20 protein-coding genes are annotated in these 26,519 nt (G+C 70.9%); 11 read left to right on the top strand and 9 right to left on the bottom strand.

Translation table 11 applies throughout. From position 1 onward, the window contains the following. Positions 1-104: 104 nt before the first annotated feature. Positions 105-1,109 carry a LacI family DNA-binding transcriptional regulator gene (locus ACTOWL_RS17920; protein WP_441322622.1) on the top strand — a complete coding sequence of 335 codons (1,005 nt, stop codon included), beginning with the start codon at positions 105-107 and terminating at the stop codon, positions 1,107-1,109. A 16-nt stretch (positions 1,110-1,125) separates the two neighbouring features. On the opposite strand, the gene ACTOWL_RS17925 is transcribed toward ACTOWL_RS17920, so the two are convergent. Beyond that, positions 1,126-1,308: a hypothetical protein gene (locus ACTOWL_RS17925; RefSeq protein ID WP_441322623.1), complete on the bottom strand. Its 183-nt coding sequence runs from the start codon at positions 1,306-1,308 to the stop codon at positions 1,126-1,128. Between the two features lie 170 nt (positions 1,309-1,478). Between ACTOWL_RS17925 and ACTOWL_RS17930 the strand changes: the two genes are divergently transcribed. Beyond that, positions 1,479-7,505: an AAA family ATPase gene (locus tag ACTOWL_RS17930; RefSeq protein WP_441322624.1), complete on the top strand. Its 6,027-nt coding sequence runs from the start codon at positions 1,479-1,481 to the stop codon at positions 7,503-7,505. Here ACTOWL_RS17930 and ACTOWL_RS17935 read toward each other — a convergent pair. Further along, positions 7,469-8,206 carry a response regulator gene (locus ACTOWL_RS17935; protein ID WP_441322625.1) on the bottom strand — a complete coding sequence of 246 codons (738 nt, stop codon included), beginning with the start codon at positions 8,204-8,206 and terminating at the stop codon, positions 7,469-7,471. The two genes, ACTOWL_RS17930 and ACTOWL_RS17935, sit on opposite strands and share 37 nt — an antisense overlap. 265 nt (positions 8,207-8,471) lie before the next feature. Between ACTOWL_RS17935 and ACTOWL_RS17940 the strand changes: the two genes are divergently transcribed. From ACTOWL_RS17940 to ACTOWL_RS17960, 5 genes are all read left to right on the top strand, one after another. After that, positions 8,472-10,046 (top strand): flavin monoamine oxidase family protein, encoded by a 1,575-nt coding sequence (locus tag ACTOWL_RS17940; protein WP_441322626.1) that lies wholly within the window; start codon positions 8,472-8,474, stop codon positions 10,044-10,046. Between the two features lie 51 nt (positions 10,047-10,097). Next, positions 10,098-11,708: a flavin monoamine oxidase family protein gene (locus tag ACTOWL_RS17945; protein WP_441322627.1), complete on the top strand. Its 1,611-nt coding sequence runs from the start codon at positions 10,098-10,100 to the stop codon at positions 11,706-11,708. 48 nt (positions 11,709-11,756) lie between these two features. Continuing rightward, positions 11,757-13,547, top strand: a complete 1,791-nt coding sequence (locus tag ACTOWL_RS17950) for a thiamine pyrophosphate-binding protein (protein WP_441322628.1) — start codon at positions 11,757-11,759, stop codon at positions 13,545-13,547. Positions 13,548-13,594: 47 nt separating this feature from the next. After that, positions 13,595-14,623, top strand: a complete 1,029-nt coding sequence (locus ACTOWL_RS17955; RefSeq protein ID WP_441322629.1) for a 3-oxoacyl-[acyl-carrier-protein] synthase III C-terminal domain-containing protein — start codon at positions 13,595-13,597, stop codon at positions 14,621-14,623. Between the two features lie 313 nt (positions 14,624-14,936). Further along, positions 14,937-15,701, top strand: a complete 765-nt coding sequence (locus tag ACTOWL_RS17960) for a hypothetical protein (protein ID WP_441322630.1) — start codon at positions 14,937-14,939, stop codon at positions 15,699-15,701. A gap of 36 nt (positions 15,702-15,737) precedes the next feature. Here the strand turns inward: ACTOWL_RS17960 and ACTOWL_RS17965 are convergent, their stop codons facing one another. The 5 genes from ACTOWL_RS17965 to ACTOWL_RS17985 form a co-directional block, all read right to left on the bottom strand. Next, positions 15,738-16,571 carry a sugar phosphate isomerase/epimerase family protein gene (locus ACTOWL_RS17965; protein WP_441322631.1) on the bottom strand — a complete coding sequence of 278 codons (834 nt, stop codon included), beginning with the start codon at positions 16,569-16,571 and terminating at the stop codon, positions 15,738-15,740. A gap of 20 nt (positions 16,572-16,591) precedes the next feature. Further along, positions 16,592-17,614: an ABC transporter permease gene (locus ACTOWL_RS17970; protein ID WP_441322632.1), complete on the bottom strand. Its 1,023-nt coding sequence runs from the start codon at positions 17,612-17,614 to the stop codon at positions 16,592-16,594. Between the two features lie 55 nt (positions 17,615-17,669). Next, positions 17,670-19,196 carry a sugar ABC transporter ATP-binding protein gene (locus ACTOWL_RS17975; RefSeq protein WP_441322633.1) on the bottom strand — a complete coding sequence of 509 codons (1,527 nt, stop codon included), beginning with the start codon at positions 19,194-19,196 and terminating at the stop codon, positions 17,670-17,672. Between the two features lie 61 nt (positions 19,197-19,257). Next, on the bottom strand, positions 19,258-20,172 hold the full coding sequence (locus ACTOWL_RS17980; RefSeq protein WP_441322634.1) for a sugar ABC transporter substrate-binding protein: 915 nt from the start codon (positions 20,170-20,172) through the stop codon (positions 19,258-19,260). Between the two features lie 161 nt (positions 20,173-20,333). Beyond that, positions 20,334-21,170 (bottom strand): TIM barrel protein, encoded by an 837-nt coding sequence (locus tag ACTOWL_RS17985; RefSeq protein WP_441322635.1) that lies wholly within the window; start codon positions 21,168-21,170, stop codon positions 20,334-20,336. A gap of 183 nt (positions 21,171-21,353) precedes the next feature. On the opposite strand from ACTOWL_RS17985, the gene ACTOWL_RS17990 reads away from it, so the two are divergent. Next, positions 21,354-22,367, top strand: coding sequence for a LacI family DNA-binding transcriptional regulator (locus ACTOWL_RS17990; protein ID WP_441322636.1), 1,014 nt, complete (start codon positions 21,354-21,356; stop codon positions 22,365-22,367). A 12-nt stretch (positions 22,368-22,379) separates the two neighbouring features. On the opposite strand, the gene ACTOWL_RS17995 is transcribed toward ACTOWL_RS17990, so the two are convergent. Then, positions 22,380-23,411 (bottom strand): LacI family DNA-binding transcriptional regulator, encoded by a 1,032-nt coding sequence (locus tag ACTOWL_RS17995; protein ID WP_441322637.1) that lies wholly within the window; start codon positions 23,409-23,411, stop codon positions 22,380-22,382. A 149-nt stretch (positions 23,412-23,560) separates the two neighbouring features. On the opposite strand from ACTOWL_RS17995, the gene ACTOWL_RS18000 reads away from it, so the two are divergent. Genes ACTOWL_RS18000 through ACTOWL_RS18010 form a run of 3 tightly spaced genes read left to right on the top strand, consistent with a single transcriptional unit; the run spans position 23,561 to position 26,208 of the window. Beyond that, entirely contained in the window at positions 23,561-24,646 is a 1,086-nt protein-coding gene (locus ACTOWL_RS18000; RefSeq protein WP_441322638.1) for a fatty acid desaturase family protein, read from the top strand. A 26-nt stretch (positions 24,647-24,672) separates the two neighbouring features. Continuing rightward, on the top strand, positions 24,673-24,990 hold the full coding sequence (locus ACTOWL_RS18005; protein WP_441322639.1) for a MocE family 2Fe-2S type ferredoxin: 318 nt from the start codon (positions 24,673-24,675) through the stop codon (positions 24,988-24,990). Positions 24,991-25,002: 12 nt separating this feature from the next. After that, the gene (locus tag ACTOWL_RS18010; RefSeq protein ID WP_441322641.1) at positions 25,003-26,208 is read left to right on the top strand and encodes an NAD(P)/FAD-dependent oxidoreductase; all 1,206 of its coding nucleotides are present in this window, start codon (positions 25,003-25,005) and stop codon (positions 26,206-26,208) included. 27 nt (positions 26,209-26,235) lie between these two features. Here ACTOWL_RS18010 and ACTOWL_RS18015 read toward each other — a convergent pair. Next, the coding region (locus tag ACTOWL_RS18015) for an acyl carrier protein (protein WP_441322640.1) at positions 26,236-26,519 on the bottom strand (284 nt) is incomplete at its 5' end.

Here is a 26,519-nt window from a genome sequence, read left to right on the forward strand (position 1 = left end):
GCGCAAGGGTGTTGTGCAACCGGTTGCATGTCAAGCCGCAACCGGTTGCACGATCAAATTTGCAAGCGATGTACCATTTCGCTCCGCCGCGCTAAGAGTGACCCATGGACCAGCCGCCGAAATCCATCCCGACGATCGAGCAGGTGGCCCGCGCCGCGGGCGTGGCGCGGTCGACCGTGTCGCGCGCCTTCAGCCGGCCGGGGATGCTGAGCCCGGCGACCGTGGCCCATGTCATGGCCGTGGCCGTCCGGCTGGGCTATGCCCCGAACCAGGTGGCCCGGGCGCTGTCGACCGGCCGCTACGGCAACATCGCGCTGATCGTGCCGGATGTCGCCAACCCGTTCTTCCCGCCGCTGATCCGGGCCGCCGAGGCCCGGGCGGACGCCGCCGGGCTGTGCGTCTTCCTCGGCGATTCCGACGAGGACCCGGCGCGGGAAGAGCGGCTGACCGGCAAGATGGCGGCGCAGATCGACGGCTTCGTCCTGGCCTCTTCGCGCCTGGCGGACGACGCCATCCGGGCGCTGCGCGGCCGGCGGCCGGTGGTGCTGGTCAACCGCGACATCGAGGGGCTGGACCGGGTGCTGATCGACAGCGCCCCCGGCACCGCCGTGGCGGTCCGCCACCTGCAGGCGCTCGGCCACCGACGGATCGCCTATATCGGCGGCCCGCCTTCCTCCTGGTCCAACCAGCAGCGGCGGTCGGCGGTGCTGCGGACGGCGGAGGAGCTGGGGGTCGAGGCCGTCGAGGTCGCCGCCGAGCGGCCGTCCTATGAGGGCGGGATGGCGGCGGCCGCGGCCGTGCTGTCCGCCCGGACCACCGCGGCGATCGCCTTCGACGACCTGGTCGCGCAGGGCCTGCTGGCCGGCCTCGCCGGGCTGGGGGTCGAGGTGCCGGCCGCATTCAGCGTGATCGGCTGCGACGACGTGCTCGGCGCCCGCACCTACCCGCCGCTGACCACCATCTCCTCCCGCTCGAACGACGCCGGCCGGGCGGCCATCGAGATGCTGCTGGCGCAGATCGAGTCCGGCTCATCCTCCGGCACGGCGCAGCGGCTGGCGACGGAGCTGATCATCCGGGCGACGACGGCAGAGCCGCCCGGCCGGCGCTGACCGGCCTGGCGTCCCGTCAGAGATCCTGGGGCGGTTCCGGGACGGACCGATCCGGCACGGCAACGAACCGGGAGCCCTGGTCTCCCCGCGCGGCGCAGGCGATCTTGGCGACGAAGCGTCGCTTCACCTCGCCGATCTGCAGCTCGAAGACATCTGCGGGGTTGTAATTGTCGTTGGCCTGAGGCCGGGGCGGAATCATGGCGTCATCAAATGCGGTGGACTATACCGCCAGCATGGCACCGCAGCCCCAGTTCCTCCAGTGAAAAGCCGCAGGCCGCAACGGCAGCAACGGATCACGGGGCGTTGACGGAAGTGCTACTCTAGGTTGATCAAGGGCGGCGCCAGCCTTGCCCCCGGGAGATGACAACCGTGCCGGACGTCGCCCATCGCCTTCGTCGCCGCGAGGTCATCCACCGCACCGCCACCACCACGGTGATCCGGGCCATCCTCGACGACGGCCGCCCGGTCATCCTGAAGGAGGCGCTGGGTGAGCCGGCGGTCGGCCTGGTCGATCGGCTGCGGCGCGAGCATGAGCTTCTGGCGCGCTTCGACTCCGATCTCGTGGTCCGTCCGGTCGGGCTGCAGCCGGACGGCCCGGAGGGGCCGGCCCTGGTGCTGGAGGACATCGGCGGGATCACCCTGTCCGACTGGATCGCCACGGCGCCGCCGGACCTCGCCGGCCGGATCGCAGTCGCGGAGGCCCTGGCCATCGGCCTCGCCCATGTGCATGAGCGCGGCGTGCTGCACGGCGACCTGTCGGCCCACAACATCGTGCTCAACCCGGCGGATCACCGGGTCAACTACATCGATTTCGGCGGCGCCGTACTGCTCGGCCGCGGCGACTCCGTCCCGGCCGAGGCGCTGCCGGCGGTGGAGGACATGACCGCCGTCGCCCCCGAGCGGACCGGCCGGATGAACCGGCCGATCGACCACCGCGCCGACCTCTATTCGCTCGGCGCCGTGCTGTACCAGCTGTTCGCCGGCCGGCCGCCCTTCGCCGGCGAGGAGCGGCTGGAGCTGCTGCACGCCCATCTCACCCGGCGCCCGGAGCCGCTGGACGCGCTGCTGCCGGGATTTCCGCCGGTGCTGGCGGAGATCGTGGCGACGCTGTTGCTGAAGGACGCCGCCACCCGCTACCGCAGCGCCGCCGACCTGGCGGCCGATCTGGGACGCTGCCGCGCCGGCTTCGCGCCCGAGGGTGACGCGGGCGGGCGCATTGCCGCCTTCGCCCTTGCGGCCGGCGGCGACGGCGACAGCTTCGGCGACGGCGCGATCCTGTACGGCCGGGCGGCCCCCCTGGCCGCGCTTCAGGCGGCGTTCGACGCGGCGCGGTCCGGCCGCAGCGGCGCCGCGCTGGTCACCGGCGCCCCCGGCATCGGCAAGAGCGCGCTGGCGGCCGGGCTGCGCGACCGCGTGGCCGAGGCCGGCGGCCGCTTCGCCGCCGGCAAGTTCGAGCAGCAGCGCGACGAGCCCTATCTCGGCCTGGTCCAGGCCTTCGCCGGGCTGGTCCGCGGCGTGCTGACCGAACCCGATGCCATGGTCGCGGCCTGGCGCACCGCGCTGCTGGACCGGCTGGGCCGCAGCGCCAGCGTGCTGGCCGAGCTGGTGCCCGGGTTCGACCGGCTGATCGGGCCGCAGCCGCCGGCCGCCGTTCTGGCCCCGGCCGAGGCCGGACGCCGGCTGGCGCAGGCGGTGCAGGACCTGGTCGCCGTCTTCGCCGCGCCGGACCATCCGCTGGTGCTGCTGCTGGACGATCTGCAATGGGCGGACGGCGCCAGCCTGGAGCTGCTGGGCCCGATCGGCGCCGCCGCGCCCGCCGGCGGGCTGCTGCTGATCGGCACCTGCCGCGACGGGGATCCGGAACCGGCGCTGCGCGAAGCGCTCGACGCGCAGCCCGGGCTGCGCCGCATCGCCCTGCAGCCGCTGGCGCCGGGGGATGTCGAGGCCATGCTGGTCGCCGCCTATCGCGGCCGGCCGGACCAGGCGGCGGCCGCCGCCGCCCTGGTGCACGCCAAGACCCTGGGCAACCCGCTGTTCGCCCGCCAGCTGCTGAGCCATCTGCGCGACACCGGCGCGATCGGCCCGTCCGGGCGCTGGGACCTGGACCGCATCGCGGCGGTGGAGGCGACCGACAACGTGGTCGGCTTCCTGGCCGATCGCATCGGCCATCTGCCGGCGGAGCTGCGGCGCGTGGTGACCACCAGCGCCTGCCTGGGCATGCAGGTCGATGCGGAGCTGCTCGGCGCCGTGCTCGGCCTCGACGACGCGCCGCTGCGGCGGATCCTCGACGATGCGGTGGCGGAGGGGTTGATGGTCGCCCGCGACGGCAGCGTCGGCTTCGCCCATGACCGGATCCGCGAGGCCGCCGACCGGCTTGCCGAAGATCCCGCGGTCCTGCATCGCCGCATCGCCCTGCTGCTGCTGGAGCGGACCGGCGAGGCCCAGCTGCCCGGCGCCGCCTTCGCCATCGCCCGGCACCTGAACGCGGCGGGCGGGCTGGATGATGACCCGGCGCTGCGGGCGCGCTGCGCCGAGATCAACCTGATCGCGGCCCGGCAGGCCCGGGCGGCGGCCGCCTTCGCCCCGGCCCGCGACTACGCCGAGACCGGGCTGCGCCTGGCCGACCCGGGTCTCTGGGACAGCCGCTATGCCGACATCGCCGAAGCCGCGCTGCTGCTGGCCGAATGCCGGATGTTGACCCAGGACCACGCCGCCTTCGACCGGGAGGTCGAGGCGCTGGCCGCCCGGCTGAAGGACGACGAGCACCGGCTGCAGCTGGCCATGCTGCAGCTGGTGTCGCTCGATGCGCGGCTGCTGGAGCAGGAGGCGATCGAGGTCGGCCGCCGGGCGCTGCGCCTGGTCGGCATCGAGCTGCCGGTGACGGTGGAGCAGCAGCGCGAGGCCGTCGGCGCCGAATTCGCGGAGTTCCAGCGGCTGATGGCCGGGCGCCCGGCCGAGGTGCTCCTGGAACTGCCGCCCCTGCGCGACCGGCGCCTGGCGGCGGCGATGCAGATCCTGTTCCGCCTGGCCCCCGACGCGCACAACACGCTGCAGCCGGCGCTGTTCGCGCTGATGGCGCTGCGCAACGCCAATCTGATGCTGCAGCATGGCGGCGACACGCTGGCGCCCGGGATCATCGTCACCCTGGCCCTGACCCTGCGCGGGATGACGGGCGACAGCGTGACGGCCGACGCCTTCGCCCGGACCGCGATCGCCCTCGACGTCCGGCTCGGCCACCCGCTGACGGCGAGCACGACCTTCGTCTACACCTATTTCCTGCGGCACTGGCTGCACCCGCTGGCGGGCGCGCTGCAGCTCAACCTCGACGGCATCCGCGCCGGCTTCGAGATGGGCGACATCCAGTTCGGCTCCTATCACGCCGCGGCCTATGTCATCCACCTGCTGGGCAGCGGCGGGGCGCTGGCCGAGGTGGCCCGCATCGGCGAGGAGCATCTGCGGCTGATCGGCGACCGGAACCGGACGGCGGCCGAGCATTGCCGGATGCAGGTCGACTTCGCCGCCGCGCTGATGGGCCGGACGCCGGCGCCGACCAGCATGTCTCGCGACCGGGTCCGGAGCGAGGCGGAGGAGGATGCCCATCTGCAGGCGCTGGATCTCGTCGCCCGCGCCAACTACCTGATCCGCCGGCTGCAGCTGGCCCTGCTGTTCCGGGATCTCGCCGCGGCCCGGCGCCTGATCGGCCCGACGCTGGCGAACCTGCCCGGCGCTGCCGGCCTCGCGGTCGAGGCCGACGGCGTCGCCTTCCTGCTGCTGGCGGCGCTGGCGGATGACGGCGACCGCGGCGACGATTTCGCGGCGCAGCACGACCGGCTGCGCGGCTGGAGCGAGCTGAGTCCGCACAATTTCGGCGCCATGCACAGCCTGGTCGAGGCGGAGCTGGCGCGGGCCGAGAGGCGGACCGCCGACGCGCTCCACCTCTACGGCGACGCCATCCATCGGGCCGAAGCCGCCAAGCTGACCCATCAGGCCGCGCTGGCGAACGAATATGCCGGGCGCTTCTGCCTGGGCCTGGGCAACGACGTCGCCGGCACGGCCCATCTGCGCGAGGCGGCAACGCTGTACGGCTATTGGGGCGCCGCCGCCAAGGTGGCGGCGCTGGAGCAGGAATTCCCGCGGCTGGCGGTACGGTCGCGCGGCGGGCGTGCCTCGCTGCGCGAGGCCGGCAGCCCGGCCGGCGAGGACGACATCGATTTCCGGGCGGTGCTGCGCGCCGCGCATTCGATCTCGCGCGAGATCGACCTGCCCCAGCTGGTGCAGCGGGTGCTGGGGGCGATCCAGGAGAGCGCCGGCGCGTCCTACGGCGTCCTGGTGCTGCGGCGCGACGACGGCCTGTATGTCGAGGCCGTCGGCCGCGACCGGGAGATCTCGCTCCTCGCCGGCGAAGGATCCGGGCGGCTGGAGGAGAGCAGCGCCGTGCCCCGGTCGGTCCTGTCCTATGTGTTGCGCACCCGCGAATCCCTGGTGCTGGACAATGCCCAGCATTCGGCCGAATTCTTGCGGGATCCTTACATCCAGACCCACCGCGTCGCCTCGATCCTGTGCGCCCCGCTGGATGAGCGGGGCCAGGTCGACGGCCTGATCTATCTCGAGAACAACCTCGCCGCCGGGGTGTTCAGCCCCCGCCGGCTCGAGGTCGTGCAGGTCCTGGCGGGGCAGGCGGCGATCGCCCTGGCGAATGCCCGGCTGTTCACCGCCCTCGACGGTGCCCGCACCGATCTGCTGCAGGCGAATGAAGGACTCGAGCAGAAGGTCGGCGAGCGCACCGCGGAACTCGCCGCCGCCCGCAACCGCGCTGTGACCAAGGAGCGCGAGGCGCGGCGGGCCAGGCGCGCCGCCGAGGTCGCCAACCAGGCGAAGTCCCGCTTCCTGGCGGTGGTCAGCCACGAGATCCGGACGCCGATGAACGGCGTGCTCGGGATGCTGCAGATCCTCGACCGCGACCGCCTGGGCGAGGAGCAGCGCCGCTATCTGGAGATCGCCGAGGAATCCGGCAAGTCCCTGCTCGACCTGATCGACGGAATCCTGGACTACGCCCGGCTGGAGAACAGCCAGGAGGCGCTCGACCTGCATGATTTCGACCTGCACCGGCTGGTGGCAGACGCGGTCGAGCTGATCCGCCCCCAGATCGCGGCCAAGGGGCTGGGGCTGACCCTGTCGATCGACGCGCCGCCGGAGGCGATCCTGCGCAGCGATCCCCGCCGCCTCGGCCGAGTGCTGATCAACCTGCTCAGCAACGCCGTCAAATTCACCTCGGAGGGCGGCATCGCCGTAACCGTCGGGCTGGACCCGATGCCGGGGGGGCGGTCGATGCTGCGTGTCGCGGTGACGGACACCGGGATCGGCATCGCCAACGACATGCACGACCGGATCTTCGGCGACTTCATCCAGGCCGATTCATCGATCGCGCGGCGCTACGGCGGCACCGGGCTGGGCCTGGCGATCTGCCGCCGGATCGCCGACCTGCTGGGCGGCACGCTGACGGTCGACAGCGCCCCGGGCGCCGGCAGCACCTTCCGCCTGGCCGTGCCGGTGACGCCGGGCACGGCGAAGCCGGCGGCGCCGGCGCCGGTCGTGGCCGGCCCGGCGCTGTCAGTCCTGGTGGTCGACGACGACCCGATCAACCGGGCGGTGGCCGCCGGGCTGCTCGGCCGGCTGGGCCACCGGGTCACCATCGCCGATGGCGGCCAGGCCGCGATCGAGGCGGCGGCGGCCGCCGCCTTCGACGTGGTCATGATGGACCTGCACATGCCGGGCATGGACGGGCTGGAGGCCACGCGGCGGATCCGGGCCCTGCCGGGCGACCGCGAGCCGCCGCACATCCTGGCGCTGACCGCCGACCTGACCGACGGCAGCCGGCAGCGCTGCGCCCTGGCGGGCATCGAGCGCATCCTGGGCAAGCCGCTGCAGCTGGCCGCGCTGCAGCGCATGCTGGCCGCCGTCTCGGACACCCGCCCGCCGGTCGAGCCGCCGGTGGTGTCGGCCGATCCGACGGCCCTGGTCGACCGGGAGTTCTACGACGAGCGCCAGGAGATCCTGGGCCCCCGCGAGCTGGCCCGGCTGGCCCTGATGTTCCACCGGGTCTCGCGGCCGATGGTTCGGGCGATCGGCGCCGCGGCCGAGGCCGGCGACCGCCGCGACCTGGCCCGCCTGGTCCATCGCCTGAGCAGCTCGGCCGGCGCGCTGGGCCTGATCCGCCTGGCCCGCCACGCCTCGGCGATCGAGGTTTGCGCCGGCAACGACGCCCCGATCGACGACCTGGTGGACATGGCGGCGGTGCTGGAGCCGCTCCGCCGCCTATCGATCGACGCCCTGATGGTGGAGATGCGGCGATCCCGCTCTCAGCTCCGCGCGTCGGTGCGGACGCCCAGCTTGTAGCCGACCCCGGTCACGGTGACGATCACCGGCGGCCCGCCGGGCGGCGTCTGCAGCTTGCGCCGCAGCCGGGCGACCAGCGCGTCGACGGTGCGGTCGCCGACCTCGGTGTCGCGGTTGCTGATCACCTCGACCAGGTAGTCGCGGCTGAGCGGCCGGCCATTGGCCTGCACCAGCGCCGCCAGCAGGTCGAATTCGCCGCGCGTCACCCGCACCGGGGTGCCGTCCCGGGTGGTCAGCTCGCGCCGCGTCTGGTCCAGCAGCCAGGAGTCGAAGGTGATCACGGGATTGTGCCGCGCGGCGTCGCGCTCCAGCCCCCGGCGGCGCAGCAGCGCCCGCGACCGGGCCAGCAGCTCGCGCAGCTTCACCGGCTTGGTGACGTAGTCGTCGCCGGCCAGCTCGAGCCCGACGACGCGGTCGACCTCGCTGTCCTTCTGGGTGACGAAGATGATGCCGACCGCGCTGGTCGACCGGATCTCGCGGGCGAGGTCGAAGCCGTCGCCGTCCGGCAGTTGGATGTCGATGAACAGCAGGTCGGCGGGCGTGCGCTTCATGGCGCGGCGGCACTCCGCGCCGGTGGCCGCCTCCTCCACCTCGAACCCCTCCTCCGCGAAGTAGCGGGCGATCATCGTGCGCGTGACCGGGTCGTCCTCCACCACGATCAGGCGATCGCGCCGTGCGGCGCCGCCCGTCATGTCCGCCATCCTATTGCTCATCAAAAATCCTGCCCTGCCCCGCGGCCGTTCCTTGTCGAGGCGCGTAGCGGATGAATGCGAACAGCCGTTCAAATCTGGTTTACATCCCGCGCCGCACACCATGCTACCAGAGTCAGTAGGATTCGGCATCCGAACGTGTCATGGCGGCAGGAAACAGCCGTCGGGCGGAGTAGGATTCGAAAGCTTTTTTCTAAAATTTATTGCGAACGGGGTGGGTCCGTCCGGTCCCCCGCTCGAAACGGCGGAGGCGAGCATGTCCCAGCAGCAGAGCACCTACCCGCATGTCCCGATTGTCGAGATGCTGCAGCGGATCCGGCAGGACAATGCCGGGCACGGCACCAAGCATGTGGTGATCCTGGGCGCCGGCATCGCCGGCCTGGTGGCCGCCTATGAGCTGCAGCAGCTCGGCCACATCGCCACGATCCTCGAGGGCAGCGAGCGCGTCGGCGGCCGCATCCTGACCCACCATTTCAAGGACGGCAGCTACAACGAGCTCGGGGCGATGCGCGTCCCTGGCTCGCACGACTACACCCATTACTACATCGACCGGGCCGGCCTGACGGGCCGGCTGATCCCGTTCGTCAACAGCGTCGACCAGAACTTCCTCGACATCCATGACGTCGTGTGCCGGCTGGGCGAGGATCGCAGCCGGATCTATCCGCGCTACGGCCTGCCGGAGACCCCGCCCTCGCCCGACGGCGCCTATCCGCAGGATCCCGGCGGCGCCATCTTCGGCTGGGTGCTGGCCAACGCCATCGCACCCTTGACGCCATTCGAGCAGGACAGCCTGTTCAAGGGCGAGATGACCACCGACCGGCTGCGCTATCTCGACGGCCTGTCGCTCGGCGCCTTCCTCGACACCGTGCTGCCGCAGTCGGTGAAGCAGCTGGTCGGCGCCTATACCAGCCTTGCCGTCTGGTTCGACAAGGCGGTGACGATGTTCATCCGCGACACCATCGTCGGCACCGGCAACAACCTGACCACGCTGCAGGACGGCATGAGCCAGCTGCCCGACACGCTGGCGGCGATGCTGCGGCCCGGCACAGTGCTGAAGCAGCGCGAGGTCACGCGCATCAGCCTGGCCTCCGAGACCAGCGTCGAGATCGGCTACACCGGGCCCGAGGGGCCGCAGACCCTGACCGCGGACTATGTGCTGTGCACCCTGCCCTTCGGCGTCATGCGCCGGATGCAGCTGGACGGCTTCAGCTACGGCAAGCGCCTGTCGATCAGCCAGATGGCCTATGCCGCGTCGACCAAGGTCATCCTCGACTGCCGCGAGCGGTTCTGGCAGTCGCGCTACGGTATCTATGGCGGCGCCTCGATCTCCGACGGGCTGCAGCGCCAGACCTACTATCCGATGGACCATCTGCAGGTCGAGCGCGGCCCGCTGCCGCCGCGGCCCTGGTCGAACCCGCACACCGGCCCGGCGCATGACGAGCGCACCGGGCCCGCGCCGAACGCCGATGCCTCGATGCCGGGCGCGCTGCTCGGCGCCTATTGCTGGGGGTCGGACGCGCTGCGCCTCGGGCTGATGGAGCCGGCGGCGCAGGTCGAGGCGGTGCGCCGCGGCATCGCCCGGTACCATCCGGAGATCCTGGACGACAACCTGGTGGTCGATTCCGCGTCGATCTGCTGGCAGTCGCACAAATGGTCGGCCGGCGCCTTCGCCTTCCTGCTGCCCGGCCAGCTCGGCTCGATCTGGCTCGACGGCAAGAAGCCGGAAGGCCGGGTGTTCTTCGCCGGCGAGCACTGCTCGCTCGACCAGGCCTGGATCCAGGGCTCCCTGATCGCCTCGCTCGAGGCGGTCGACCAGATCGTGAGCCTCTGACATGGCCGCCGCAGCGGCCGCGCAACCATCCTTGCAGACGGAGTGATGATCATGGGCGCAGACATCGACGGCGTCATCGACTGTGCGATCATCGGCGGCGGCATGGGCGGCGTGTACAGCGCCTGGCGGCTGGCCACCGCGCCGGACTCCAGGATTCCGGCGGCCGGCATCCACCTGTTCGAGATGAGCGACCGGATCGGCGGCCGGCTCGACACCGTCCGCCTGCCCGGCATGCCGCATGTGCCGGCCGAGCTGGGCGGCATGCGGATCATGACCACGCAGCTGCTGGTCATGGGGCTGGTCAAGCATCTGGGCTTCCAGACCGAACCATTCCCCATGGGCGGGCCGCAGAACCTGGCCTATCTGCGCAGCCACCGCTTCCAGGTCCGCCAGTATGTCGACGCCGCGACGGTGCCCTACTGGCTGACCGAGCAGGAGCGCGGCAAGTCGCCGTCGCAGCTGGTGGTGCAGGCGATCGAGACGATCATCCCCGGCGCCACCAAGATGAGCAGCGAGCAGCTGCGCGCCGCCTGCGCCGCGGCCACCCTGAACGGCTTTCCGCTGCGCCAGCACGGCTTCTGGCAGGTGCTGCTGAACCTGCTGAGCGTCGAGGCCTACAACCTCGCCCTCGCCGGCGGCGGCTTCAACACGGTGCTGACCAACTGGAACGCGGCCGAGGCGATCCCCTGGTACATGGAGGATTGGGCGATCCCGCCGGACCAGACCCCGTATGTCCATCTGCCCGAGGGCTACGAGGCCCTGCCCTGGCGCCTGCGCGACGAGTTCGAGGCGGCCGGCGGCCATGTCCATCTGCGGCGGGAGCTGATCGCCTTCAGCCGGCGCGAGGACGGGCTGTACGCCCTGACCGTGCACGACCACGGCATCGGCCATGACCATGTCGTCCTGGCGCGCCGACTGATCCTGGCCATGCCGCGCCGGTCGCTGGACCGCATTGCCGAGCATCCGCTGGACCGGGCCGGCCCGAGCGAGTTCTTCGCCAAGCCCGGCGTGGCCGAGCTGCTGGCCACCGTCACCGGCCAGGCGCTGTACAAATTCGCCCTGGCCTATCCGCAGCCCTGGTGGCACGAGCTGGGCCTGACCTCGGGCGATTCCGTCACCGACCTGCCGCTGCGCCAGATCTATTATTTCGAGACCGAGGGCGACATGCCCGGCGGCGACCCGCGAAACCACAATTCGCTGCTGGTCGCGGCCTATACCGACGGCATCTCGGTCGATTACTGGGAGGGCGTGCGCGACAGCGGCCCGCCCTTCGAGGGCCGGCCCAACCCCTTCGTCACCGGCGGCGAGCCGAAGCTGGGCGACATCTACCGCATCAGCGCGCTGATGGTGGCCGAGGCGCATCGCCAGCTGAAGGAGGTGCATGGCGTGGCGGAGGCGCCGGAGCCCTATGCCGCCGCCTTCCGCGACTGGGGCGACGACCCCTATGGCGGCGGCTGGCATTCCTGGAACATCGGCGTCGACACAGCGGCGGTGATGCCTCTGATCGTCAAGCCGGTCCTCGACGAGGAGGTCTATATCTGCGGCGAATCCTACTCGACCTATCAGGGCTGGGTCGAAGGCGCGCTGCAGACCGCCGAGATGATGCTGACCGGGCATTTCGGCCTGACCGCACCGGACTTCAGCCCCGCCTCCGCCGCCTGATTTCCCGCCGCCCCTCGCCCGGCCCCCTTCCCCGGAAAGACCCCCGCGATGCTGCAGCAGAGCACGACCTACTACCGCACAGTGACCGACCGGACGGTGTCGCAGCTGCTGCTCGACTACCTGAAGCTCGAGAATGTCCGCTACCTGTTCGGCATTCCCGGCGGCGGCATCATGTATCTGCTGAACGATCTGCGGCTGCGCGAGGACGAGTTCACCTACATCGTCTGCCGGCACGAGACCGGCGCCGCCTACATGGCGGACGGGCTGCACCGCGTCACCGGCGGGCTGGGCGTGGTCCTGGCCACCACCGGCCCCGGCGCGGTCAATGCGCTGACCGGGGTGATGAACGCCCAGGCCGACCATTCCGCCGTGCTGGCCATCACCGGCGAGGTGGCCGAGAGCTATTTCGGCAAGGGCTATCTGCAGCAGGGCGTCGACGGCACTCTGAACGTCGATGCCGTATACCAGGCCTCGGTGCAGTACAGCGCCATGATCGCCAGCCCGGACGATTTCGCCACCTTGTTCACCCAGGCGCTGCGCGACGCGCTGTCGATCCCGTTCCGCGCCACCCATATCAGCCTGCCGGTCGACGTCTCGAACGAGGCGCCCAGCAAGCCGGTCGCGTTCCCGGCGACCTGGCGGAACTACCGCACCGTGCCGCAGGCCAGCGACCGCGCCCGCACCGACCAGGCGCTGGACCTGCTGCTGCAGGCGAAGCGGCCGCTGATCATGCTCGGCAACGGCAACCGCTTCGCCCTGCAGGGCGAGCGCCGGGACAAGTTCATCGCCTTCGTCGAGCGCTTCGGCATCCCGGTGATGACCTCGCCCGACGGCAAGGCGCTGTTCCCGGAGACCCACCCGCTGTCGCTGCGCAACACCGGCCTGGCCGGCTGCATCTGGCCCAGCCTGTATCTCGCCGCGGCCGGCGGCGGCCCGGCCTATGACGCGCTGATGGTGATGGGGTCGGTGCTGGGCAACCTCGCCACCGGCAACTGGAACACCGCCCTGCTGCCGCAGGGGCCGCTGATCCAGGTCGATGCCGACCAGGCGGTGATCGGCCGGGTCTTCCCGATCGAGCTCGGCATCGTCAGCGAGCTCGGCCAGTTCATCGACGATCTGTGCGAGCTGGCGGCGCGGCGCCAGCCGGACGAGGCCGCGGTGGCGGAGCGGAAGAGGTATGTCAGCTGGATCCGGGACAACCACGCGCCCTGGTACGACCCGGAGAAGCGCGAGTCCCAGGCCAGCCCGATCCTGCCGCAATCGGCGATGCGGGTGATCAACGAGGTGGTGCCGGCCGGCAGCCACATCTTCATCGACTGCGCCAACTGCGTCGGCTGGACGCTGAACGACCTGGCGATCGACCCGCCGACCCAGCTCCATTTGTCGCTCGACACCGGGCCGCTCGGCTTCGGCACCTGCGCTGTGGTCGGCGGCAAGCTCGGCGCGCCGCACCGGACCTGCGTCGCGATCACCGGCGACGGCGCCTTCCTGATGCATGGCAGCGAGGTGTCGACCGCCGCGCGCTACGGCATCGGCGCCATCTGGATCGTCATGGACAACAACGACCTGGCCATGGTCAGCCAGGGCAACGCGCATTTCTTCCCCGAGCCCCCCGAGCCGTCCTGGACCGACTACTACAAGCTGGGGGCGCCGGACCTGATGGCCTTCGCCACCGGGCTGGGCGCCACCACCTACACGGTGCGCGACCCGCAGCAGCTGCGCGCCGCCCTGACCAAGGCGATCGGCCAGGCCGATCTGTACCGGCGGCCACAGGTGATCGTGCTGGAGATCGACCGGTCGGAGGTGCCGCCCTATTACCGCACCCCGCCGCAGGCCTGAGCATGCCCGTCGCACCCCAGGCCGAGGCTCCGCGGAAGGACGCGTGAATGGTTGACAACACGGCCCGGATCAAGGGCGTCGGCTTCGCGGTGCCGGAGCAGGTCCGGACCAACGATGCGCCGGTCTTCGACTGGATCAAGGCCCACCCGCCGCCGCACACCGACCTGTTCCAGGGCTTCGACCAGCGCCGGGTGCTGGCGCCCGGCCAGACCCTGGTCGGGCTGATGGCCGAGGCCGCCGCCGCCGCCCTGGTCGATGCCGGGCTGGGCGCCGGCGACATCGACCTGCTGATCGGCGCCGCCTCGGTCGCCGACTACATCAGCCCGAACGACCTGGTGGCGCTGCACCAGACGCTGAACCTGCCGTCGCGCTGCCAGGTGCTGCCGCTGGGGACCGAGTTCACCATCTTCAACGACGGGCTGGTCCTGGCCGAGGCGCTGATCCGCACCGGCCGCGGCCTGCGCAACGCGCTGGTCGTCTGCGGCTGCAACTGGAGCCGGCATGTCAGCTACCACGAGGCGACCTGCATCGGCGCCGCCGACGGCGCCGGCGCGGCGGTGATGGCGGTGACCGACGACCCGCAGCGCTTCGCCCTGGTCGACGTCGTGACCGACACCGACACCGGCTATTTCGGCGCCATGCATATGAGTGCCCGGCCGGCCGGCACGATCGACCCGCCGCCGCCCTATCTGGCGGAGAGCTTCACCACCCCGCTGATGTATATCGGCGACGAGGGGGCCGCGTCATACAAGGAGTACGGCGCCAAGATCCCGCCGCGGATCGTCGACCGGCTGCTGCGCCGCAACGGGCTGGCGGCCGACGAGATCACGCTGATCACGCACCAGGCCTCGTCGGTGCTGAGCGGCGCCTGGGCCGAGGCGATCCGGCCGGGCCAGTATCTGTCGACGCTGACCGAATACGCCAACATGACCTCGGCCTCGGTGCCGGTGACGCTGGCGGCGCTCTATTCCGAGATCGCCCGCGACAATCTGGTGCTGCTGACCATCGGCCTGCAGCAGCAGACCTCGGCGGTGCTGCTGCGGCGCCGCTGCGCCCGGGGGCAGGTCGCGATCTGATCCCGCGGGCCGGCGTCAGGCCCTCTCCAGGCTCGACGGATGCGGGCTTCGATCGATGCGGTCGAAGCCCGCTGTCGTTTCTGGCGGTTTCCAAGATCCGGCCATACCCAGTTATTCGCCATCTCGTCCGGTGCGAATGGTGGTTCATACCCCAGTCACAGCTCTGAACGTTGCTGCATTTATACAGGAACATAAGCTGAGACGCGCAATATTGCGCCAAGTTCCCCGGGCGATATCGGCGGAATATTGTCGCATGACTGGAGCGTGGACGGCGGCAGGCCGCAGATCGACGGCCGACAGGATGGAGGCCTTCATGCACAACAGAATCGCCCCTAAGGGAGAGTCCCCCTCGGACGGGTTGGCGGCGCTGTTCGACGCCATCGAGACCCGCAGCGGCATCGCCGGTGTCTCGAGCCGGGCGATCGGTCCGAACGAAGCCGCTTTCCGCGCCATGCATCTGGATCTCGGCGAGATCCGTGCGGCGCTGCGGGCCGCCGATCTCGATCCCCCTCTGGTGACAATCTGCGCCGATGTGCTGCGCATCCCCGACCGGTTCGACTGGACCCTGCGCCGGACCGAGCTGGTGATCGTGGCCCGCCGGATCCAGTCGGACGGCTATGCCTCCCTGAATCTCGACTATCGCGACAGCACGACGGCAAGCCTGACCGTGTTCACCGAGGGGGTGGACGGCCGGTTCCAGGCGATCGCCATGACCGCGCCCGACGGGCCGCAGCCGGCCGCCTTCATCTTCGACTCCGTCCCGGCGACGGGCGGTGTGCGGATCCACGTGCCGGTCCGCCAGCCTGTCGAGACGCCGCTGGACAGCATGCAGGGCCTGCCGCCTCGGGCGATGGCGGTCGTCGAGCAAGCGCTCCAGACCGAGTGCGCCGTCGCCTCGCTGCTCCGCGAGCAGCGTCCGGACCTGGCCCGGGCGATGGTCGGCTGGATCAAATCCTGGTCCGGCGACATGCCTGGCTTGGCCCGGATCGCGGCGGAGCTCGACACCCTCCTGATCGCGCAGACCGGCGCAGCCCGGACATCGCACTGGCAAAAGAACGCGATGGCCGCGACCGGCTGACACCGGGTCGGCCCGCCCCCCGCGCGGTGAGGCCCGCTATCCGCGGGCCGTCTCAGCCCAGAGGTCGCGGGCCAGCCCGGCGAGGGTCAGGGATTCGGCCCAGCGGTCGGTGGTGTCGTTGCCGTCGCGCCCGGTGATCGCATAGGGCTGCGGCCCCAGCTCGCAGGTGAAGGAGAGGGTCGCATCCGCGGCGGCGCGGCGGCGCCAGCTGCGGAAGCCATGGCCCCACCAGTCGAGGAACAGGTCGACCCAGGGCTGGTGGTGCGGGAAGGCGATCTCGATCTGCACCTGCTCGCGCGAGGCGACGCGGCCGTGGAAGGCCCAGGAATTCTCCAGGATCCGGTGGATCAGGGCGTGGTTCTCGTCGGAGACCGGCCAGGCGAATTCCCGCCCGACCAGGAAGTGCGACAGGTCGGCCAGCAAGGGCAGCTCCGGGAACCGGTCGAGCAGGTCGAGGGTGAAGTACAGGTCCGTGGTCATCCGGTCGCGATGGGTCTCGATCAGGACAGGGAAGTCCACTTGCTCGGCCAGGCGCCGCCAGCCTTCGATCAGCGGCACGCAGTCCTCCAGCCGCCGCGGCCGGACGTCCGGCTGCAGGTTGATGTGGTGCACCGGGAACTCGGCCGCGATCTCCAGCACCGGCTTCAACTCGTCGACGGTCTTCGGAAAGCACACGCCCTCGGCGACCATGCCGGTGCGCAGGCAGCCCGCCATGCGGCGGACCAGATCGCGATCGGTCCAGGGCGTGCTGATGCCGTCGAAGCCGGCCCCGGCGATCATCTCGACATTGGCCTCGACCGTGCGCTCGACCCCATCGGTGTGGCGCCGCTCCATCGCCCAGAGCGACTGAAGCACCAGAAGCCGCTGCATCCCCTGCCCTCCCCTTGCGTTCAGGCCTTGCGCCGGCGGCGCTGGCGATACTGGTCCGCGGCCACGGCGGCGACGATGATGCCGCCCTTCACGATGTCCTGGTAGTAGGCGTCGATGCCGAGGAAGGTGAAGCCGCTGGTCATCACCCCCAGGATCACCGTGCCGATCACGGTGCCGGTGATGCGGCCGACGCCGCCGGCCAGGCTGGTGCCGCCGATCACCGCCGCGGCGATGGCGTCGAGCTCGTAGCCCGTGCCCATATTGGCCTGGCCGCTGCCGTTGCGCGCCGCCATGACGATGCCGCCGAGACCGGCCAGGAGGCCGGCGATGGTGTAGACCAGCATCAAATGCCGGCCGACATCGATGCCGGAGACGCGCGCCGCCTGCGGGTTGGCGCCGATGGCATAGGTGAACTTGCCGTAGCGGGTGTAGCGCAGCGCCACGTGGAAGATCAGCGCCACCACCAGGAACAGGATCACCGGCCGGCTGCCCTGGCCGATCCAGGTGAAGGCCGGCAGCAGGCCGGAGACCGGGGCGCCGTCGGTATAGGCGCGGGCGGTGCCGCGGGCCGCCACCATCATGCCGAGCGTGGCGATGAAGGGCGGAATGCCGGTCTTGGCGATCAGCGCGCCGTTGACCAGCCCGGCCGCGCCGCCGACCAGGAGGCCCATCGCCAGCGGCACCACCACCGGCATGTCGGTCAGGGCCGGGAAGATGACGCGGCTGAAGCTCGAGCTCTGGGCGAAGGTCGCCGAGACCATCGCGGCCAGCGCCAGCACCGAGCCCGGCGACAGGTCGACGCCGGAGGTGATGATCACCTGGGTCGCGCCGACCGCGAGCAGCCCGACGATCGAGACCTGCAGCACGATGATCAGCAGGCGCTGCGGGTTGGCCAGGAAGGACTGGCCGCGGGCGTACCAGCCGAGCGCCTCGAACAGCACGCAGATGCCGACCAGGACCAGGAAGATGCTGGCCTCCACCGGCATGCGGAAGCGGCGGCGGGCGGCGTCGATCTGGGGGCCGGAAACCTGGGTCGCGCTCATCCTGTCCTCCCCGGCCGGCGCCCGGCCGGCTCTCCTTCATGTACGGTCGGCGGCCTCAGCGCGAGGCCAGCCGCATGATGCTCACCTGGTCGGCCTCGCTGCGGTCGAGGATGCCGGTCACCCGGCCCTGGTGCATGACCATGATCCGGTCGCTCATGCCGAGGATCTCCGGCAGCTCGGAGGAGATCATCAGCACCGCCACGCCCTCCTGCGTCAGGGCCGAGATCAGCCGGTAGATCTCGGCCTTGGCGCCGACATCGATGCCGCGCGTCGGCTCGTCCAGGATCAGGATGCGCGGCTTGGTCAAGAGCCAGCGGGCGATCAGCACCTTCTGCTGGTTGCCGCCGGACAGGTTCAGCGCCGGCTCCTGCAGGTCCGGCGTCTTGATCCTGAGCGTGGTGCGCCAGGCCTGGCAGGCCTGGGCGATCGCGCCCTGGGCGACGAAGCCGGCCTTGACGTAGCGGTCGCGCAGCACCGCCATCTGCATGTTCTCGAGCACCGGCAGGGTCAGGAACAGCCCGGTCTCCTTGCGGTCCTCGGTCAGGAAGGCCATGCCCGCCGCCATCGCCTGCGCCGGCGACCCGATCCGCATCGCCTCGCCCCGGATTCGGATGGTGCCGGCGGTGGCCGGGACGACGCCGAACAGCGCCTCCGCCACATTGGTGCGGCCGGAGCCGACCAGGCCGGCCACGCCGAGGATCTCGCCGGCGCGCAGCTCGAAGCCGACATCGGCGAAGACGCCGGCGAGGCCGAGGCCTTCGACTGCCAGCACGGGCGCGCCGATCTCGGCCTGCAGCTTCGGATACATCTGGCCGAGCTCGCGCCCCACCATCATCCGGATGATGGCCTCGCGGTCGAGCTCGGCCGCGGGGCCGGAGCCGATGAAGCGACCGTCGCGGAACACCGACACCTCGTCCGCCACCGCCGCCAACTCGCTCATCTTGTGGGTGATGTAGACGATGCCTTTGCCGGCGGCCTTGAGCGTGCGGATGATGGCGAAGAGGTGGTCGACCTCGCGCTCGGTCAGGGCCGAGGTCGGCTCGTCCATGATCAGGACGTCGGAGTTGTAGGACACCGCCTTGGCGATCTCGACCATCTGCCGGCTGGCGATGGTCAGACTGCGCACCTCCGCCTCCGGGTCGATGTCGATGGCGAGGGTGGCGAACAGCTCCGCCGTGCGCCGCCGCATCGCGCCGTGGTCGATGAGGCCGAGGCGGTTGCGCGGCTCGCGCCGGATCCAGATGTTCTCCGCCACCGTCATGAACGGCATCAGGTTCAGCTCCTGATGGATCATGGCGATGCCGGCCTCCAGCGCCGCCAGCGGCGTCGGCAGCACGATCGGCCGGCCCTTGAGCCGGATCTCGCCGGCATCCGGCGCGTAGATGCCTGCGATGATCTTCATCAGCGTCGACTTGCCGGCGCCGTTCTCGCCCATCAGCGCGTGCACGGTGCCGGGGCGCAGCCGGAACGATACGTCGTCGAGGGCGACGACGCCGGGGAAGGCCTTGCGGACATTCGCCACCTCCAGCAGGCAGTCGGCGGCGGGCTCGGGCCGGTGCAGGGCGGTGACGGCGGCAGTCATGGCGGACGCCTTTCCACCCGGGGGCGCGAACGCCCCCGGGACCGTGGTCGATGATCGCGGATTACTGCGAGAACTTCTTCATGTTTTCCGGCGTCACCAGCTCGAACGGGATCCACTGCCAGGATTCCATCTTCTCGCCGGCCGCCAGCTTCAGCGCCGCCTCGACCGCGCCGCGGCCCTGGCCGCGCGCGTTCTGGAACACGGTGACGTCGAGATTGCCCTTCTCCATCTCGGCCAGCGCGTCCGGCGTCGCGTCGACGCCGCCGATCAGATAGGGCTTCGGATCCTTGCCGGTCTGCTGCATGGCGAGGATGGCGCCGATCGCCATCTCGTCGTTGTTGGCGGCGACGATGGTGAAGTCGGTGCCCGCGGTCAGCCAGTTGGTCATCAGGTCGATGGCCTCGTTGCGCTGGAAGTTCGCGGTCTGCTTCTCGACGATCTTCATGTCGGGGTATTTGGCGACGACGTCCTCGACATCCTTGGTGCGCAGCTGCGCCGCATTGGTCGCCAGCTCGCCGACCATGACCACGACATTGCCCTTGTGGCCGGCCAGCCGCGCCAGCTCCTCCATCTCCAGCGTGCCGGACTGGCGCTCGTCCGAGCCGACGAAGACCACGCCGTCCGGCAGGGTGTCGCCGTCCGGCTTGCGGTTGACGAAGACCAACGGGATCTTGGCCTCCACCGTCAGCTGCGACATCTGCGGCGTGGCCGAGGTGTCGACCGGGTTGACGATGATGGCGTCGACGCCGGAGGCGATGAAGTTCTGGATCTGGCTGGTCTGGTTGCCGATGTCGCCCTTGGCGTCCTCGAACTGGATCTCGGCGCCCTTCGCCTTGGCTTCCTCGGTCATCGCGTTGCGCAGGATGGTCAGGAAGTTGTCGTCGAAATGGGCCATCGACACGCCGATCTTGGTCGCGGCCTCGGCGGGCAGCGACAGCAGAGCGGCGGCGGCGAAGGCGAGCAGGGTTCTCTTCATCAGGCGTCCTCCCATGTTTCGGCCCGGATGCCCGAGCCGTCCGGTTCGTGCCGGTTCTGTGTCCGGTGACGGTAGATCGCGCCGCCGGACGGCTCAATCAGCCCGTGATGGAATCTATCAAATTCCTTCACAGACTCGTGGATTTCTCTGAGGGATCTCCATCATTCGGCCGCCCTCCGAGCCAGCGCCGCGGCCAGATGGTCGATGCTGCCCCGCAGCGCGCCGGCGATGTCGGGATCGGCGTGGACGCTGGCGGCGAAGGGCTCGAAGGAGACGGGGCCGCGATAGCCGCCGGCGCGCAGCCCCTGGATCTGAAGCGCATTGCCGATCATGTCGTCCGGGCCGACCAGCACGCGATGCGCGTCGCGCAGCGCGGCCAGCGGCACCGTGCCGTCCTCCACCCCGGAGATGTGGACCAGCCCGGTGCGCTCGGGGAACAGATCCGGCTCTCCCGCCAGGTGATGGTGGAAGCTGTCGTGCACCAGCCGGAAGCGGTCGCCGAGGCCGAGCGCGTCGATCGCCGCCACGGCCTCGCGCTTGGAGCGGAGCGAGCAGATCTCGAAACCGAGCGGCTCGACCAGGCCGAGGATGCCGGAATCGGCCAGGATCGGGGCCAGGCCGGACAGCGCCCGGCGCAGCCCGGCGCGCCGCTCCTCCGGCGGCGGCTGCCAGCCGGCGTCGTTGACCGGCACCAGCACCAGCGCACCGGCGCCGCACCCCCGCGCATAGTCCGCCAGCGCCCGGGCCTCCTCGGCCCGCGCCCCGGTCCAGTCGTTGAAGCGCTGCAGCGCGTTGATCGACAGGATGGTCAGGTCGCATTGCGCCGCCAGCCGCGCCACCGCCTCCGCCGCCAGGCCGCCCGCGATCGTGCCATCGCCGAGATCGTTGCGGATCTCGACGCCGCGGCAGCCGAGGCCGGCGGCGAGGTCGAAGAACCGGGGCACATCCAGGGCCGGCGCCACCATGTGGTTCAGCGCCACCACGACATCCGTCTCCATCCCGTCACCCTTATGATTGATTAACAATCATATTGCTTCGTTTCAGTGCCGATGATGGAAGCCATGTGATTGAATATCTGTCAACGACATTTGCAAATGCCCCTGCACGGCGCGGTCCCAGTTCAGTTTGACCTTGCAGGCGCAAATCCGTATTGATGATTAAGCCATCAACGAGAGGATTGGATGCGGCGCGGCAGCTGGCAGGGCCCCACCATCGCCGAGATCGCGGCCGAGGCCGGCGTCTCGACCGCCACGGTCGACCGTGTGGTCAACGGCCGCGGCGGCGTGGCGCCGGACAAGGCGCAGGCGGTGCTGGCGGCGCTGGAGCGGCGGCAGGGCCCGGCCGCCCCAGCCGAGGCGCCATCGATCCGGCTGGGCTTCGCCTGCGATTCGGGCCGCACCTTCACCGCCACCCTGATCCAGGCGCTGGAGCGGGTGGCGGCGGAGGATCCGGGGCTGGGCCTGGAGATTTTCACCCAGCCGACCGCGGAGGTCGACCCGCCGAACTTCGCCGACCGGGTCGCGGCGATGCTGTCGCGCTGTGACGGGCTGCTGCTGGTGGCGCGCGAGCATTTCGCCATCAACCGGGCGGTCCAAGCCGGCGCGGCGGACGGCACGCCGGTGGTCTGCCTGACCACGGACCTGCCAGGATCGCGCCGCACCGCCTATGTCGGCATGGACCAGGAGCGGGCGGGGTCGACCGCCGCCTGGCTGATGGGCCGGCTGACCGGCGGGCGCCCGGGGCGGATCGTGCTGGTCGCCAGCGCGCCCTACCGCTGCCAGGAGGAGCGCGAGATCGGCTTCCGCCGCGTGCTGCGCACCGAGTTCCCGACCCTGTCGGTCGAGGAGAGCATCCATTCGAGCGACGATCCCGACATCGCCCACGCCACTATGCGCCAGATCCTGGCGGCGGGGCCGGCGCCGCTCGGGGTCTACAACACCGCCGGCGGCAATGTCGGCATCGCCCGGGCGATCGCCGAGGCCGGGCTGACGGGCGCCGTGGCCTTCATCGGCCATGAGCTGAACGAGAACTCCGCCCGGCTGCTGGAGGAGGGCGGCATGGATGCCGTGCTGAGCCACGACGTGGCGGCGGAGTTGCGCCAGGCGATCGCGATCATCCGCGGCCGACTCGCCGGCACTCCGGTGCCGGAGGAGGCGCCGGCCCGGCCGCTGATCGTGACCAAGTACAACCGGTAGGTCCGTCGCCCCTCAAATATTCTCCGACACATACAGCTCGAACGGCACCAGAATCTGGCCCGGCGGCTCGGGAGCCGGCATCTCGACGGCGCGCACCATCGCCTCCACCGCCCGCGCCGCCAGGAGCGCGGTCGGGGTCGAGATCACCGCGGTCAGGACGCCGTCGATCAGCGCGGCGCGGGCCTTGGCCGTCAGCTCGTTGCACACGATCGCCACCGGCGCATGGGCCGTCTCCTGCCGCGCCGCCTCGATCACGCCCTCGGTGCCGCCGCCGCAGATGTAGAGGCCGACCAGGTCGGGGTTCCGAGCCATCAGGTCGTGCGTCGCCTCACGCGCGATCCGCGCGTCCTCAAGGTTGATCAGCGGCTCCAGCAGCCGGAATTCCGGCGCGTGCTCGCGGAAGTAGGAGCGGAACGAGATCTCCGCCGTCTCCTGGCACAGATAGCGGTGGCTGCCGACGATGATGCCGACCTTGCCGGGCGTCCGCGCCGTCTTCGCCACTATCCAGGCGGCGGTCCGGCCCTCCTTCCGGTTGTCGCGGCCGATATAGCCGGCGCGATCCTCGGCCATCAGGTCGGTCAGGACGGCGAAGACCGGAACGCCGTCGCGCCGCAGGTCGGCGATCGCCTCCGACACATGCGGATGGTCGACCGAGACCACGGCCAGCGCGTCCACCCGGGCCCCGACCCGGCGCAGAGCCTCGACGATGGTCGCCGGCGACAGCTCCTCCATGAACTCGACCACGGGCCGGCCCCGCACCGCGGCACAGGCGGCGGTGGCGGCCTGAAGGTCCACGGCGAGTTGCTGGTAGAAGGGAACCTCCCGCTTCTGCAGCAGGAAGCCGAAGGTACGGATCGGCAGCTCCCCCCGCAGCCGCTGCTGCAGCAGCGTGGTGGCGTGATAGCCGATCGCCTCGGCGGCGCGCAGCACGCGCTCGGCCGTCCCCTCGCGCACCGGATGGCGCTGGTTCAGCACCCGGTCGACGGTGGCGACGCTGACGCCCGCCGCCGTGGCGAGGTCGGCGATGGTGGGGCGCCTGCTCATCTGCTTCCGCTATCAGATCCGATCACGGCAGCCTGCCATGGTATGACTGAAAATGATAGATTCTATCATCACTGCATTGAGGCAAGCGGAGCCCCGGGTTACGCTCCCTGCACATCCGCGGACAAGCGGAGGTGATGCAGGAGGACGCGATGCCCGGGGAGATCGGCCGCAGGGATTACAGCCTGGTCGGGGCGGAGGCGCGGCGCGCGGTCGAGACCGGGCTGGCCGGGGCCGCCTGGTACGCCAGCCCGATCCCGCGCAAGGAGATGAAGGAGCTGATGCGCCGGTCGGACGGGCCGGCGATCCGCGACACGCTGATCTGGTTCGCGGCGCTCGCGATCACCGGCGGGCTCGGCGGCGTCTTCTGGGGCAGCTGGTGGGCCGTGCCGTTCTTCCTGGCCTATGGCGTGCTGTACGGCTCGGCCTCGGACAGCCGCTGGCACGAATGCGGCCACGGCACCGCCTTCAAGACGCGGTGGATGAACGACGCCGTCTACCACATCGCCTGCTTCATGATCCTGCGCGAGCCGACGGTCTGGCGCTGGAGCCACACCCGGCACCACACCGACACCATCATCGTCGGCCGCGACCCCGAGATCGCCGCGCCGCGCCCGCCCAATCTCCTGGGCATCGTCCTGAACATCTTCATGCTGAAGGGCAGCGCGGTCGCGATCCGCAAGCTGTTCGTGCACGCGGCCGGCCGGCTGACGGCGGAGGAGGAGACCTTCATCCCGGAGATGGAGCGCTGGAAGGTGTTCCTGGTCGCCCGGATCTATCTCGCGATCTTCGCCGCGGTGATCGCCGCCTGCCTGGCGCTGGGCAGCATCCTGCCCGCCATGTATGTCGGGCTGCCGACTCTCTATGGCGGCGGCATGGTCCTGTTCTTCGGCCTGACCCAGCATGCCGGCCTGGCCGAGGACGTGCTGGACCACCGGCTGAACAGCCGCACTGTCTACATGAACCCGGTGTTCCGCTTCCTGTACTGGAACATGAACTACCATGTGGAGCACCACATGTTCCCGATGGTGCCCTATCACGCTTTGCCGAAGCTGCACGCGGCGATGAAGCACGACTGCCCGCCGCCCTATCCGAGCTGCTGGGCCGCCTATCGCGAGATCATCCCGACCCTGCTGCGGCAGCTGCGCGACCCGCGCCACCATGCCGTCCGGCGGCTGCCCGCCGGCGCGTCGCCCGGGCCGGCGATCGCAGGCGCCCAGGCCGCGCCGGCCGAATGACGCGCATCGACCAGGGAGGACAGAGCATGGACGGCTGGATCGCGGCCTGCGCGGCGGATGAGATCGACGAGGAGGATGTGATCCGCTTCGACCATGGCGGCCGGACCTTCGCCATCTACCGCACCGAGGACGACCGCTACTTCGCCACCGACGGGCTGTGCACGCATGAGCAGGTGCATCTCGCCGACGGGCTGGTGATGGGCACGATCATCGAATGCCCGAAGCACAATGGCCGCTTCGACTTCACCACCGGCGCGGCCAAGGGGGCGCCGGTCTGCGTCGCCCTGCTGACCTATCCCGTGAAGGTCGAGGGCGGGCAGGTCTTCCTCCGGCTGGGATCCTGACGCTTGGCCGGGATGGTGATCGTTGGCGCCGGCGAGGCCGGAGCCCGGGCGGCGGCGGCGCTGCGCGAGGAGGGCTGGGACGGCCCGGTCACGCTGGTCGGCGACGAGGTGCATCCGCCCTATGAGCGCCCGCCTTTGTCCAAGGCCGCGCTGCTGGCGGAGGCGGAGCCGGTTGCGACCACCGTCCTGGACCGCGATCGCGCCGCCGCGCTGGGCATCGACATGATCCTGGGGACCGAGGTCACGGCGATCGACCGCACGGCCTGCGCCGTGGACCTGGCCGATGGGCGCACCCTGCCCTATTCCCGGCTGCTGCTGGCGACCGGGGCGCGGCCGCGGCGGCTGACCCTGCCGGGCCATGAGCGGGCCCTGTATCTGCGCCGCTTCGACGATGCGCTGGCGCTGCGGCCGCTGCTGCGCCCCGGCACGCGGCTGGCCATCATCGGCGGCGGCTTCATCGGGCTGGAGCTGGCGGCGGCCGCGGTCTCGCGCGGCTGCGCCGTGACCCTGGTCGAGGCCCAGCCTCGCATCCTGATGCGCGGCGTCCCGGCCGAGATCGCCGCGGTGATCGCGGCTCGGCACCGCGCCGCCGGAATCGACCTCCGCACCGGCAGCGGCATCGAGCGGATCGAGCCGGACGCCGTGGTGCTGGCCGATGGCAGCCGGATCGCGGCCGACGCGGTGATCGCCGGCATCGGCGCGGTGCCGGAGACCGCGCTGGCGGAGGCCGCCGGCCTGGCGGTCGACAACGGCATCGCCGTCGACGCGACGCTGGCGACCAGCGACTCCGCCATCTTCGCGGCCGGGGACTGCGCCGCCTGCGCCCATCCGCTGTATGCCGGCCGCCGCATCCGGCTCGAGGCCTGGCGCAACGCCCAGGACCAGGGGGCGCTGGCCGCGCGCAACATGCTGGGCCGCGGCGAGGCGATCAGGGCGGTGCCCTGGTTCTGGTCGGCCCAGTACGAGCTGACGCTGCAGATCGCCGGCCTGGCCGATGAAGGGCGGACGATGGTCGCGCGCGACCTGGGCGACGGGGCGCAACTGCTGTTCCACCTGGCGGCGGACGGAAGGCTGGTCGCCGCCGGCGGCATCGGGCCCTTGGGCAAGATCGCCCGCGAGATCCGGCTGGCCGAGATGCTGATCGCCCAGCGCGCGGCCCCCGACCCCGACGCGCTCGCCTCGCCCGCGGTCAGGCTGAAAACCCTGCTGGCCGCGTGAACCCGGCGAAGCGGGCGGTCTGTGCCCCTATCCGATCAGGCGGTCGAGCTCATCCATCAGCGCGGCCGCCGAGGCCGGGGAGGGCGCCGCCTCCGCCTCGAGCTTCGCCACATCCTTGAGCAGGTAGCGGGCAATCTTCTCCAGCGTCGGATAATCGAACAGCAGCGAGGCGGGCAGCGCGCAGCCGAGGCTCTTGTTCAGGCTGTCCAGCGGATAGATGGGTGACATTTTAGACCGGATAGATGGGTGACAGATGCGTCGGGGTGGGGCGCCAGCGCCCCACCGCCCCAACCCCACCCCGAACCGTACTC

It is taken from the genome of Inquilinus sp. CA228 (genome assembly GCF_052078665.1).
Lineage (GTDB): Bacteria > Pseudomonadota > Alphaproteobacteria > DSM-16000 > Inquilinaceae > Inquilinus.